Source organism: Guyparkeria sp., assembly GCF_046545975.1.
Classification (GTDB): domain Bacteria; phylum Pseudomonadota; class Gammaproteobacteria; order Halothiobacillales; family Halothiobacillaceae; genus Guyparkeria.
The window spans coordinates 1-12861 of the sequence record NZ_JBKGYT010000052.1 but is presented as its reverse complement, the minus strand read 5'-3'; the positions used below and the strand labels follow the sequence as shown (position 1 = coordinate 12861).

The window sequence follows — 12861 nt, the reverse complement described above, 5'->3', positions numbered from 1 at the left end:
CAAGCCCGGGGTTTTGTCGTTTCGGGTCGACCGGTTGCGACCGGCCGACGGGTCGGGGATCAGCTCGCGCGCGGTACGCGGACGTCCTCGACCAGCTCTTGGATCTCCGCCGGCGGCGGCGTGGTCATCTTGGCGACGATGATCGCGACGATGAAGTTCACGGCCGCGCCGATGGCACCGAACGAGGTGGGGTTGATCCCGAACAGCCAGTTGTCCGCATCGTCCGGCAGCGGATTGGTGTCCGGGATGAAGAACCAGCCCTTGTACCAGAAGATGTACAGCAGCGTGACGGTCAGACCGGCCAGCATGCCGGCGATCGCGCCCTGCTTGTTCATCCGCTTGGAGAAGATGCCCATCATCAGTGCCGGGAACAGCGAACTGGCCGCCAGGCCGAAGGCCAGTGCCACCACCTGGGCGGCGAAGCCGGGCGGGTTGAGGCCCAGGTAGCCGGCAATGATGATCGCGACGGTCATCGAGATTCGCCCGGCCATCAACTCGTTCTTCTCGGAGATGTTCGGCATGAACACGCCCTTGAGAAGATCGTGCGAGATCGCCGAGGAGATCGCCAGCAACAGGCCGGCGGCGGTCGACAGGGCGGCCGCGATACCACCGGCGGCGATCAGGGCGATGACCCAGTTCGGCAGGTTGGCGATTTCCGGGTTGGCCAGGACCATGATGTCACGGTCGACGGTCAGCTCGTTGCCTTCCCAGCCGTATTCTTCCTCGGCCTTGGCCGCGAACTCTTCGTTGTCGTCGTTGTAGTACTGGATGCGGCCGTCGTCGTTCTTGTCCTCGAACTTGAGCAGGCCGGTAGTCTCCCAACTCTTCATCCAGTCCGGTCGCTCCTCGTAGACCAGGTTGCCGTCCTCGGCCCCGATCTGGTCGGTGTCCTGCACGGTCTTCAACGTGTTCCACATCGCCATCGCGCCGACGGCCGGAGCGGTGGTGTAGAGGATAGCGATGAACAGCAGGGTCCAGCCGGCGGACTTGCGCGCGTCACGCACGCGCGGGACGGTGAAGAAGCGCACCAGGACGTGCGGCAGCCCGGCGGTACCGATCATCAGCGCCAGCGTCAGCAGGAAGGTGTTCAGCAGGTCCGGCGTGTCGGTGTACTCGGCAAAGCCCAGATCGACCAGCACCATGTCGAGCTTCTGCAGCAGGTACTGCTCGGAGCCGTCCGTGACGGTTCCGCCGGTGCCGATCTGCGGCAGGAAGTTACCGGTCAGCTGCAGGGAGATGAAGATCGCCGGGACGGTGTAGGCGAAGATCATGATCACGTACTGCGCGATCTGCGTGTAGGTGATCCCCTTCATGCCGCCGAGTACCGCGTAGACGAAGACGATGGCCATGCCCGCGAACAGGCCGACCTCGACCGAGGTCTCGAGGAAGCGGGAGAAAGCCACGCCGACACCCTTCATCTGCCCGATGACGTAGGTCAGGGAAATGACCAGCAGGGCGATGACCGCCACCACGCGCGCGGTGTTGGAGTAGAACCGGTCACCGATGAACTCGGGCACCGTGAACTTGCCGAACTTGCGGAGGTACGGAGCCAGCAGCATGGCCAGCAGGACGTAGCCGCCCGTCCAGCCCATCAGGTAGGCGGAAGCGGAGTAGCCGTTGAAGGCGATCAGGCCGGCCATCGAGATGAACGAGGCGGCCGACATCCAGTCGGCGGCGGTCGCCATGCCGTTGGCGATCGGGTTGATGCCCTTGCCGGCGACGTAGAACTCGCTGGTCGTGCCGGCCCGCGCGATGATCGCGAGGATGAAGTAAAGCAGGAAGGTGGCACCTACCACCAGGTAGATCAGTGTCTGCAGTTCCATGTGTGTCAGGCTCCCGGGTTCTTAGTCTTCGGCGACGCCGAATTTCTTGTCGATGGCGTTCATGCGCCAGGCGTAGAAGAAGATCAGCACCACGAAGGTGAAGATCGAGCCTTGCTGCGCGAACCAGAAGCCCAGCGGATACCCGCCCAGCGAGACCTGATTGAGCACGTCGACCAGCAGGATGCCGAAGACGTAGGAAACCAGGAACCAGACGGCCAGACAGCCGAACAGCACCCTCAGATTGGCGCGCCAGTAATCGGCGCGATTGGAACTTTGCTCCATAAGTGGCTCCTCGAGTTATCGATTCGGTGGGTTCCGAACGTGTTGTCTTCCTTCCTCGACCGGTTTTCCCGGCGCCCGTCCTGCAGGCCCGGTTCCCGGCGCACCGTAAGCCTACTGGAACAGCGGGCCGAATGGGAACCTTTTGCCGGAGGCTGGGGCAGTCCGGTATCGGCCCGGGTCAGAGCTGGTAGGCGATCGCTAGGTGCTGCTGAAGCTTGCGGGCGATGCGGAATGCCTCCTTGAGCAGGCGCTGGGTCAGTCCGTCGAGGCCGTCGGGGTCGATCAGGTTGTCCGGGCTTTCGCCGCGGCCGATCTGCTCGTACTGGTGTCGCAGCCGCAGGCGCTGGATGAAGTCGTAGGCGGCCTTGAGATCCTCGGCCGGCAGGGCGCGTTGGGGGACCAGCGCCAGGCGCTGGTCGGTGCGCGTGACGGCAGCGCCCTGTGCCAGCGCCTCGATGCGCGCGGCGTCCACGAAGGGGGTGGCACCGTCGGTCTTGATGTCGATGCCGCGCTGACCCTGCCGGCTGCGGGTGCGGAAACCGCCGAACAGTGTCAGCGGCGGCTGCAGTCGCAGCGCGTTGGCCGCCAGTTGCCGCCGGAAGCGACTGTTCTTTCTCGCCGGCTCGCGCCAGCTGCCGGCCCATCGGTCGAACAGCGACTCGTCGCCCGCCAGGGCACGGGCGTCGAAGAAGATGGTCGCGTTGAGCAGGTGTTCCGGCGTGCCCTGGTCGATCCAGCCGCGGAAGCGCTGTGACCACTCCTCGACCGACAGGCACAAATCCGGGTTGCCGGCCATGATGTTGCCCGGGCACAGCGGGTAGCCGAGTTCGTCGAGGGCCTCGTTGATGTGACGGGCCAGCGGCAGCAGGTGGCGGCGCGTCTCGGCGGGATCGCTCGTGCCGTCGAACACCAGGCCGTTGTCCTGGTCGGTCGCCAGCGTCTGCTCGGAGCGGGCCTCGCTGCCGAAGGTGAGCCAGCACCAGCGCAGGTCGTCGGGCAGGGGGGCGTCCTCGAACGTCAGGGTGATCACGCGGTGGGCGATGGCGTCGTTGATGCCGCTGACGATGCGGCTGATCGGTGCGAAGCCGGAGCCCGAATCGAGCAGGGCGCCGACGATGCCCGGTACCTCCTGACGGATGGCCGCGAGTGCCTCGATGCCGTCGGCCCGACGGATGCGCTGGTGCATCAGGCCCGGCGTCATCGCGTTGACGCGGTACAGGCTCGCCTCGTCGAGGACGCCCAGCGGTACCGGGCGGTCGCCGTCGGTGACCAGCAGGTGATGAAAGCCGTGTTCGGCCAGAGTGACGGCGGCTTCGAGCAGCGAGGTGTCCGCGTCGACGGTGACCGGGTCGCGGGTGGCGATGTCGGCCAGCATGGCGTCCGGGTCCTGCGCCCGAACGATCCCGCGGAAGGCCAGGTCCCGCAGGGTGGCGATGCCCCAGCCGCCGTCCAGTTCCACGAGGATGGCCTCACTGCCGGAGGTCTCGAGGCGCCCGGCGGCCTCGGCCAGCGGGGTGTCGCCGTCGAGGTGCAGCGGGTTGGTCTCCAGCCGCTGGCGGATGGGCGTGGCCGGGTCGAGCATCGCCCCCTGTCCGGCCATGCCGGTTTCCCGTCCGCCGCCAGCGGGCTGCGGTGGGCGGCTGAGCAGGTGGCCGATGCGGCGGTTGCAGAAGTCGGCGAAGTCCTCGCTCTCCCGGCGAAGGCGTTGGAAGGCCGCCGCCGGGAGGACCACGACCTCGCCATCCTCCGCGGCGACCTGGCGGGTGCCGACGGCGCGCTTTTCCATCAGCGCCCCCAGCGGGAAGCTGTCGCCGCGCCCCAGCGACCACACGGGCTCTCCGTCCGAGTCACCCGCCAGGCCGTCGACCCGCCCGGACAGCAGCACGAAGAACGACTCGGGCGGGCCCATGCGCGGTTCGAGCAATACCTCGCCGCGCTCGAGCCGGCGGATGCGGGCCTCGGGCATCGCGCGGCCCAGTACCGCGGGATCGATCCGGTCGAAGGGAGCGATGCGCCGCAATGCCTCGAGTGCGTCCCGGGCTTCCTCCGTCAGGTCGTCGCGTCGTGAATCGCCCATGCTCGCTTCATCCTCTGTTCACGCCGGCTATGCTCGGCCCCGGGGTGCGGGAAGGCATCACCCCTATCCCGCGAGTGATTGATCGAAAACGTTACACCACCATAGCGGAGGATTTGCCATGAGGGGAGTGAAGGCCGGCCGGCTGCTGGCGCCGGTGTTGCTGACGTCTGCGATGCTCGCTCACGCCGGGGAGGGTGCAGACGGCGCCGGCGACGTGGTGGCCGTCGAGCGCATCGGGATGGGGCTCGCGGCAGACCTCGCGGAGAAGGCCGTGAGCGTTTGCACCGATCGGGGCTATGCCGTCACGGCGGTGGTGGTCGACCCGTCGGGCGATCCGCAGGTGATGATGCGGGCCACCCGCGCGCCGCGTTTCACCCGGCAGATCGCCACGGACAAGGCCCGTGCCGTCATTCTGTCCGGCGTGGACTCCGGCGCGTTCCGCGAGGCTCGCGACGATATCCGCATGGAGATGAACCACGTCGACGGCGTCCTGGTGCTCGACGGCGCGGTGAAGATCGAATCCGGCGGGGCGACCATCGGCGCGCTGGGGATCAGCGGGGCGCCCGGGGGCGACAAGGACGCCGCCTGCGCGCGCGAGGCGCTGGACGCCTTCTACGAGCGGCTCGAATTGCGCTGAGAACGGCCGGGCATGCTGAGGGTGCGTGTTCAGCCCGGCGTCGGTTCGTGCCGATCGATGGGGCAGGGGTAGCGTCCCTGCTCGATCTGGATGGTGGCGTGGCGGATCGCGAACCGTTCCAGCAGTTCCTCCTGCAGCTCCCCCAAGAAGGCATCGGGATCCGCAGGCGGATCGGGCATCACCAGATGCACGCTCAGGGCCGTCTCGCGGGTCGACAGGGCCCAGACATGCAGGTGGTGCTGACTCGCCACCCCGGGCTGCTCCTCCAGGAATCGGGCGACATCGTCCAGGTCGATGGATTCCGGGACACCGTGCAGCACCAGTTGCAGGGAGCGCCACACGAGCCCGGCGGCCGGCACCAGGATCACCAGGCTCACCACCATGCCGAGGATGGGGTCGATCCGGGCGATACCGGTCAGCAGCACGAGCAGCCCCGAGATGGCGACAGCCACCGAGACGGCGGCGTCGGCGGCCATGTGCAGGAAGGCGCCGCGCAGGTTGAGATCGTCCTTCTGCCCGGACAGCAGCAGCCAGGCGGTCGCGGTGTTGACCAGCACGCCGGCCAGGGCGACCCCGATCACGACCATGCCGTGCACGGCCGGCGGGTCGGCCAGGCGCATGCCCGCCTCCCAGAGAATCCACAGCGAGACCAGCAGCAGGGTGATGCCGTTGACCAGCGCGGCAAGGATGGTGCTGCTGCCCAGTCCGTAGCTGAAACGGGAGCTGGCCAGTCGGCGGGTCAGCCGGTTGGCGCCCCAGGCGAGTACCAATCCCAGCACGTCGCCGAGGTTGTGCGCCGCGTCGGCCAGCAGCGCCATCGACTGGCCGAGGATGCCGGCCACGGCCTCGACGATGACGAAGCCGAGATTGAGGGCAATGCCGATCCCCAGCGCTCGTCCGGCGCGGTCAATCGCATCGGGAACATGGTCGTGGGCGTGCATGCCGTTCCCTGCTCAGTGCAGCAGGCCGAACATCTTGCGGCGGTACTGGCGGGTCAGGGGATGGTCGCTGCCCAGCATCTCGAACAGGTCGATCATGCCCCGGCGGCCGGCGTCGTCGTTCCATTCACGGTCGCGCAGCATCATCTGGTAGTACTGCTCGAGCGCGCCCTCGACGTCGTTGCGGATGGCGAGCTTGGCAGCCAGCGCCTCGCGGGCCTCGAGGTCCTTCGGGTCCGCCTCGATCCGGGCGCGGAGCTCGTCCTCGGGCGGGCCGGACTGCGCCGAGCGGGCCATGCCGATGCGCGCCTTGAACTCGCGCACGTCATCGCGGGTCGCCGCGTCCACCGGCAGGGCCTCGAGGATCTCCCAGGCCTGGTCGAGGTCACCCTGCTCGGCGATGAGGTCGGCGATGTCGAGCAGCACCTCGACGTTGCCCGGCTCCTGCTGGTTGGCCTGGCGGAGCAGGTCCATCGCCTGGTCGAGTGCGCCGGCCGCGCGCACCTGTTGTGCCTCGCGGCGGAGCTTGTCGATTTCCGAGAGCACGTGCCGGCCGACGAACTCGCGGATCTGGCCTTCCGGCAGGGCGCCCTGGAACTGGTCGACGGGACGGCCGCCGACGAACAGCATCACCGTGGGCAGGCTACGCACGCCGACCTGCGCGGCAAGTTCCTGCTCCTCCTCGGTATTCACCTTGGCGAGCTTCACCTGGCCGTCCATCTCCTCGACCACCTGGGTGAGCACCGGCATCAGCTGGCGGCAGGGCCCGCACCATTCGGCCCAGAAGTCGACCAGCACGGGCGTCTCCCGGGAGGCGTCGATCACCTTCTCGGCGAACTCGGGGGTGGAAACGGAAAAGACGTTCTCGCTCTCGCTCATGGTCTGGCTGTCCTCGATCGATTGACGGTATCGCTGGCCCGGCCATTTCATCAAGCAGCCGGGCCGGGTGAGTCTCGGAATGTGACCGGACGCGGCGCCGATATGGCGGCGCGGCGCGTCCATTTCAAGGGCAACCTTGGCGGGTGCGTGTACACTTTCTGCTGATCCCCGCGTGCGGACGCAGTCGCGTCCGCGTCGTCCCACTCCATGTAACCGTTGATTATGGCTGAAAGATCCGACTATACCGCCGGCTCGATCGAGGTGCTCACCGGGCTTGATCCGGTCAGGAAGCGCCCGGGCATGTACACCGATACCACCCGGCCCAACCACCTGGCCCAGGAGGTGATCGACAACAGCGTCGACGAGGCGATCAGTGGCCACGCGAGCCGGATCGACGTCACGGTGTATGCCGACGGCGCGCTGACGGTGGTCGACGACGGGCGTGGCATGCCCGTGGACGTCCATCCCGAGCATGGCGTCTCCGGGGTGGAGCTGATCCTCACGCGCCTGCACGCCGGCGGCAAGTTCTCGGACAAGTCCTACCAGTTTTCCGGCGGCCTGCACGGCGTGGGCGTGTCGGTGGTCAACGCGCTTTCCGACCGGCTGGTCGTGGATATCAAGCGTGACGGCAAGCTGCACCGGATCGAGTTCGCCCACGGCGAGGTCACCCGCCCGCTGGAGGTGATCGACACGGTCGGCAAGCGAAACACCGGCACGAAGCTGACCTTCTGGCCGGATACCAGTTACTTCGACCAGCCGCGGATGAACATGGCCCGGCTGCGGCACGTGCTGCGCGCCAAGGCGGTGCTCTGCCCGGGCCTGACGGTCAGCCTGACCGACGAGGCCAGCGGCGAGAGCGAACAGTGGTGCTACGCCGACGGCCTGCGCGACTACCTGCTCGAGAGCGTTGCCGACCAGGAGGTGCTTCCCGCCGAGGGGTTCGTCGGCCACATGAAGGCACCCGACGGCGGGCGCGCGCAGGAGGTCTCCTGGGCGGTCGTCTGGGCCACGGAACCCGGCGAGGGGCTCACCGAGAGCTACGTCAACCTGATCCCCACCCTGCAGGGCGGCACCCACGTCAACGGCCTGCGCCAGGGGCTGACCGAGGCGATCCGCGAGTTCTGCGAGTTCCGCAGCCTCTTGCCCCGCGGCGTGCGCCTCTCGCCGGAGGACGTCTTCGACCGGGTGCGCTTCGTGCTCTCCGCCAAGCTGCACGACCCGCAGTTCGCCGGACAGACCAAGGAGCGCCTGTCCTCGCGCGAGTCGGCCAGCTTCATCGGCGGCGTGGTCAAGGACGCGCTCTCGCTGTATCTCAACCAGCATCCCGATATCGGCGAGCGGATCGCCCAGATCGCGATCGAGTCGGCGCAGAGCCGCATCAGGAGCGAGAAGAAGGTCGCCCGCAAGCGCGTGACCAGCGGCCCGGCCCTGCCCGGGAAGCTGGCCGACTGTGCCTCCACCGACCTCTCTCGCACCGAGCTGTTCCTCGTGGAGGGCGACTCGGCCGGCGGCTCGGCCAAGCAGGCCCGTGAACGCGACTTCCAGGCGATCATGCCCCTGCGCGGCAAGATCCTGAACACCTGGGAGACCGACCCCGGCCAGGTGCTCGCCAGCCAGGAAGTGCACGACATCGCCGTGGCACTGGGCCTCGAGCCGGGCTCGAACGATCTCTCCAAGCTGCGCTACGGCAAGGTCTGCATCCTCGCCGACGCGGATTCCGACGGGCTGCACATCGCCACGTTGCTCTCGGCCCTGTTCCTGCGTCACTTCCCCGCGCTGGTGGACGCCGGGCATGTCTTCGTCGCCATGCCGCCGCTGTACCGGGTCGACATCGGCAAGGAGACCTTCTACGCCCTGGACGAGGCCGAGCGTGACGGGCTGATCGATCGCCTCCAGGCCGAGGGGCGGCGTGGCAAGATCCACGTGACGCGCTTCAAGGGGCTGGGCGAGATGAACCCGGTCCAGTTGCGCGAATCGACCCTCGCCCCGGCCACGCGCCGGCTGGTGCAACTCAAGGTGGAGGGCGACGACACCATCGAGGTATTCGACATGCTGCTGGCCAAGAAGCGCGCCGCCGACCGGCGCGCCTGGCTGGAACGCAACGGCGATCTCGCCGAGGTGGTATAGCAGCCATGGCGGACTGGCCGGCCCGGGGGTGCCTCATCCGGCGCAGCCTGCTCGCCGGGTGGCTGCTCGTCGCTCCCGCCGGCGCTCATGCCGCCCCGAACCTCCAGCTCACCGGGCTGGAAGAGGTCGACCTGATCACCAACGTCGGCCTGTCGGTTCCCCGGGTGACCTTCTCCTGCAACGCCAGCACCGCGCAGATCCGGCGCTATGTGGATGCCGCGGCCCGCGCCGCCGAAGAGGCGCTGCAGGCCCATGGCTACTTCAATGCGCGCATCGAGGGACGCATCGATGTGCGCGACGATTGTCGCGACCCGGCGCTGCATGTCGAGAAAGGGCCCGTCACCACGGTCCGGTCGGTGGAGATCGACCTGGCCGACAGCATCGAGTCGATCGAGTCGGTCCGCAGCTTCGTCGAGGAGAACCGCCCCGAGGTCGGTGCACCGCTCGACCAGGCGGCCTACGATGCCCTGCGCGACGGGCTGCTCACCCGCGTGCAGCGCCTCGGCTACCTCGATGCCCGCTTCTCCCGCCACGAGATCCGGGTCGATCCCGCGGAACAGGCCGCCGACATCGCCCTGGCGCTCGATGCCGGGTCCCGCTACCGCTTCGGCGAGCTGGACATCGAGCAGACGGTCCTGAACCCCGAACTGGCGCGAAAAATGGCGGGCGTGGAGCGGGGCGCGCCGTATACCAGCCGCAACCTGCTGTCGATCAACCAGAACTTGAGTGGCACCGAGTACTTCGACTCGGTCTCGGTCCGGCCCGACCTGGACCGGCGGGAGGATCTCGACGTGCCGGTGGATGTCGTCGCCCGCCGGAGTCCGCGCACCTCCTGGGAGCTGCGCGGCGGCTACGCGACCGACGTCGGTCCGCGGGTGGGCGCGAGCGTCAAGCGTCGCTACGTCAACAAGCGGGGACATCGCTGGGCCGCGCGTACCCAGCTGTCCGCCATCGAGCAGCGGCTGGACACCAGCTACAGCATCCCCCGTTCGGCGGATCCGCTTCGCGAGCGCTACGACATCTACGCCCGGATCACGCGGCACGACAACAACTCGATCGTGACCACCGAGGCGGCGAGCGGGGTGCAGTGGGTGCGCGAGACGGACCGCTGGACGCGGTCGCTGTTCACGGAATACCTGCTCGACCGCACGCGCTACGGCGACAATCCGGCCGAGTCCAACGGCTTTGCCATCGTCGGCGGCCGGCTGGGCTACGACGGGCTGGACGATCCCCTGTTCCCGACCCGGGGCGTGGTGTTCGACGTCTCGCTGCAAGGGGCGGCCGAGCCGGTGTTATCCGCCGCGAACTTCGTTCGCGCCCGGGGCCTGGCCGGCGGTTACTATCCCCTGGGACGCTGGATCTTCGCCGGCCGGGCGGAGGCCGGCATGATCAGCACCGACGACTTCGACTCGATCCCTCGTACCCTGCGCTTCTTCACCGGCGGGGACCGCTCCGTGCGCGGCTACGACTACGAATCGCTCTCGCCGCGTGACGAGGAGGGCACCCGTACCGGGGGCAAGTATCTCCTCGCCGGCAGCCTCGAGGCCATGTATCCCGTGGTCGGCGACGACTGGTACCTGGCCGGCTTCGTCGATACCGGCAATGCCTACACCGACCCGGAGGCCGATCTGAAGACCGGTGCGGGGGTCGGGGTGCGCTGGCGCTCGCCGGTGGGCATGGTGCGGCTGGACGTCGCCCAGCCGCTCGACGGCTCGGGTGGCCTGCCGCGCCTGCACCTCGGCCTGGGAGCGGCGTTCTGATGCTCGGTCGTGCCCTGATCGCCGCTCTGGTCTGGTTGCGACGACTGGTCCTGTTCGGCGGCTGGCTGGCACTGACGGTGCTCATGCTGGCCGCCGTGGCGCTGTGGTGGCTCACGAGCACGCCGTCCGGCGCCAAGTGGTCGTTCGACCAGGCGGAACAGCGCCTGTCCGCGTTGACGGTCGAGGACGTCGAGGGCACGCCCTGGCGCGGATTGCGGCTCGAGGGGCTGGCCTGGCAGCCGCAGGAAGGCGCGGCCGTCGAGGCGGCCGAACTGCGGCTCGAGATCGACCCGGGCGCGCTCTGGCGCGGGCAGCTGCGGCTGGCGGACCTGTTTATCCGGGACGTGCTCGTCGACCTGCCGCCGGCCGGGGAGGAGGCGGCGGAGGGGCCGGGCGACGGGTTCGACCCGGATGACCTGCCCCTGCCGCCCTGGCTGGTCGAGGTCGAATCCCTGCGTGCCGAGTCGGTCGTGATTCGCCAGGGCGAGCGGGACACGCGTGTCCAGACCGCGCAGTTCGCCGCCCTGCTGGATGCCCGGGTCGATCGCCCCCGCCTCGAACTCGATCTCGCCGAGCTCGCGCTCGAGATGCCGGATGCCGTGCGGCTGGATGGCCGGGGCGAGATCGCCGTCGAGCTGGCCGGGTCGATGCCGGCGATCGGCAGGATCGAGCTTCTGATGGATCACCCCGTCGGCTGGCTGTCGGGCCATGTCGACGTCGACGGGGAGGCGCTCGCGGCGCTCGTTCTGCGCCCGACGCTGGACTGGATCGGCGCCGACGGCCAGCCGGCCGCCGTCTGCGGAGCGATGACGCTGGAGGGCACGGACCTGGCCATCTCGAACCTCGTCATCGATGCGCTCGGGGGACGACTGGCGCTCGACGGCGCGGCGCAGCTGGCGGCCGACTGGTCGCTTCGTCTCGCGGGGCGGGGCGAGTCTGTCGATCCCGCGTGGTTTACCCCCGGGTTGCCGGGAGATCTCGATTTTGGTGTCTCGATCGACGTGTCGCGCGCCGACGGATGGCTGCCCGTCGCCGGGCGGTTGGCGATCGACCGGCTCGACGGCGAGCTGGCGGGAGAGCGGCTTGAGGCGATCGACATCGAGGGCGACCTTGCCTCGGACCTGGTCACGCTCGGGGTCGATGGCCGCGCCGGGGGAGGCGATCTGCGGCTCGACGCCCGGCTCGATGCCGAGCGTGCCTTCGAGGCCGACTGGCGGATCGAAGCGCTGCCGGTCGCCGCGGCGCTGCTCGACGGGCAGCGGCCCGCACTGGTCTTCGCCAGCGACGGCCGGGTCCACGGGCGTCTGCCGGACTGGGGGGAGCCGCTGTCGGCAGCGGACTGGCTGGCGCAGAGCCGGGTCGAACTGGAGGCCCTGCGGGCGGTGCTGGCCGAATCAGGCGTCGAGGGTGAGCCGCGTCGCCTGCAGCTCGACGCGCAGGGCCGCCTGGCCGACGGCGAGGCCGCCCTGTCACGGGGCGAGCTGAGCATGCCGGGGGCGCGGCTCGAGGCCGGCGGACGACTGGCGACAGCCGCCGAACTCGACGACTGGCTGATCGACGACGGCCGGCTGCAACTGTCGGTGCCGGATCTCGGCGCGCTGCCCTGGGACATGGTCGAGCGCGTGGCGGGCGTGGACCTCTCCGCTCTCGGGACGGACGTCGCCCACGGAGCGATCGATGCCGATGTCGACCTGGTCGGTCCGTTGCTCGACCCGCACGGGCGGCTGCAACTGACGGCCCGTTCCCTGGTGCTTGCCGGGCATTCGCTCGGTGAACTGGCCGTCGATGGCCGAATCGGGGGGGATGAGGCGAACGATGACCTGCGGCTGTCGCTCGAGGCGGCGGATCTGCGCGCCGTCGGTGCCGAGGAGAGACTGATCGACCGCCTGTCCATCCGGGCCGACGGCACGCCCGAGGCCCACCGTTTGCGGATGGACGCCGATGCGATGGTCGGGCTCCGACTGGCCGCCGACGGGGGCTGGGACGGTGCGCAGTGGCGGGGACGGCTGGATCGCCTCGATCTCTCCCGCCCCGACGTGGGTGACTGGGCGCTGGCCGAGCCGGCGACCCTGACCATCGATGCGCAACGTCAGCGACTGGAAACCTTCTGCCTGCGGCCGGTCAGTGCCGGGATGCCGGCGTCCGAGACCGGGCGGTTGTGCCTGGACGCGGATCGCGACCCCGAGACGGTGAATGCCCGTGCCAGCGGGGACCTGTCGCTCATGGCGCTCTGGCAGCAGTGGCCGGGGGCGGACCCGGAAACCCTCGAGTTGCCGGGCCGGCTGCAGGTCGATGGCACGGCCCGCCTTGCCGCCGGCGTGCCGAGCGCCGACATCGG

9 protein-coding genes are annotated in these 12861 nt (G+C 69.0%); 4 read left to right on the top strand and 5 right to left on the bottom strand.

Annotation, left to right across the window (positions count from 1 at the left end):
- Positions 1-59: 59 nt before the first annotated feature.
- From ACLFMY_RS06275 to ACLFMY_RS06265, 3 genes are all read right to left on the bottom strand, one after another.
- Complete coding sequence (locus ACLFMY_RS06275; RefSeq protein WP_410763748.1) at positions 60-1823, bottom strand: sodium:solute symporter family protein; 1764 nt, start codon at positions 1821-1823, stop codon at positions 60-62.
- Between the two features lie 21 nt (positions 1824-1844).
- The gene (locus ACLFMY_RS06270; protein ID WP_410763747.1) at positions 1845-2105 is read right to left on the bottom strand and encodes a DUF4212 domain-containing protein; all 261 of its coding nucleotides are present in this window, start codon (positions 2103-2105) and stop codon (positions 1845-1847) included.
- 178 nt (positions 2106-2283) lie between these two features.
- Positions 2284-4182, bottom strand: coding sequence for a DUF294 nucleotidyltransferase-like domain-containing protein (locus ACLFMY_RS06265; protein ID WP_410763746.1), 1899 nt, complete (start codon positions 4180-4182; stop codon positions 2284-2286).
- 118 nt (positions 4183-4300) lie between these two features.
- On the opposite strand from ACLFMY_RS06265, the gene ACLFMY_RS06260 reads away from it, so the two are divergent.
- Positions 4301-4819, top strand: a complete 519-nt coding sequence (locus ACLFMY_RS06260) for a GlcG/HbpS family heme-binding protein (protein ID WP_410763745.1) — start codon at positions 4301-4303, stop codon at positions 4817-4819.
- 29 nt (positions 4820-4848) lie between these two features.
- Here ACLFMY_RS06260 and ACLFMY_RS06255 read toward each other — a convergent pair whose 3' ends face one another.
- Together ACLFMY_RS06255 and trxA are read right to left on the bottom strand one after the other, a co-directional pair.
- Entirely contained in the window at positions 4849-5760 is a 912-nt protein-coding gene (locus ACLFMY_RS06255; RefSeq protein WP_410763744.1) for a cation diffusion facilitator family transporter, read from the bottom strand.
- 12 nt (positions 5761-5772) lie between these two features.
- A complete protein-coding gene (gene trxA, locus ACLFMY_RS06250) occupies positions 5773-6636 on the bottom strand; it encodes a thioredoxin (RefSeq protein WP_410763743.1) in 864 nt (287 codons plus the stop codon).
- A gap of 222 nt (positions 6637-6858) precedes the next feature.
- On the opposite strand from trxA, the gene parE reads away from it, so the two are divergent.
- The 3 genes from parE to ACLFMY_RS06235 form a co-directional block, all read left to right on the top strand.
- Positions 6859-8763: a DNA topoisomerase IV subunit B gene (gene parE, locus ACLFMY_RS06245; protein WP_410763742.1), complete on the top strand. Its 1905-nt coding sequence runs from the start codon at positions 6859-6861 to the stop codon at positions 8761-8763.
- A gap of 5 nt (positions 8764-8768) precedes the next feature.
- On the top strand, positions 8769-10523 hold the full coding sequence (locus tag ACLFMY_RS06240) for an autotransporter assembly complex protein TamA (RefSeq protein WP_410763741.1): 1755 nt from the start codon (positions 8769-8771) through the stop codon (positions 10521-10523).
- A partial coding sequence (locus tag ACLFMY_RS06235; protein ID WP_410763740.1) for a hypothetical protein occupies positions 10523-12861 on the top strand: 2339 nt, incomplete at its 3' end. The genes ACLFMY_RS06240 and ACLFMY_RS06235, both read left to right, overlap by 1 nt.

Excerpts from the sequence above, each read along its gene's own strand:
- ACLFMY_RS06255 (WP_410763744.1), bottom strand. The coding sequence starts at position 5,760 with ATGCACGCCCACGACCATGTTCCCGATGCGATTGACCGCGCCGGACGA.
- parE (WP_410763742.1), top strand. The coding sequence starts at position 6,859 with ATGGCTGAAAGATCCGACTATACCGCCGGCTCGATCGAGGTGCTCACC.
- ACLFMY_RS06265 (WP_410763746.1), bottom strand. The coding sequence starts at position 4,182 with ATGGGCGATTCACGACGCGACGACCTGACGGAGGAAGCCCGGGACGCA.
- ACLFMY_RS06260 (WP_410763745.1), top strand. The coding sequence starts at position 4,301 with ATGAGGGGAGTGAAGGCCGGCCGGCTGCTGGCGCCGGTGTTGCTGACG.
- ACLFMY_RS06240 (WP_410763741.1), top strand. The coding sequence starts at position 8,769 with ATGGCGGACTGGCCGGCCCGGGGGTGCCTCATCCGGCGCAGCCTGCTC.
- ACLFMY_RS06275 (WP_410763748.1), bottom strand. The coding sequence starts at position 1,823 with ATGGAACTGCAGACACTGATCTACCTGGTGGTAGGTGCCACCTTCCTG.
- trxA (WP_410763743.1), bottom strand. The coding sequence starts at position 6,636 with ATGAGCGAGAGCGAGAACGTCTTTTCCGTTTCCACCCCCGAGTTCGCC.
- ACLFMY_RS06270 (WP_410763747.1), bottom strand. The coding sequence starts at position 2,105 with ATGGAGCAAAGTTCCAATCGCGCCGATTACTGGCGCGCCAATCTGAGG.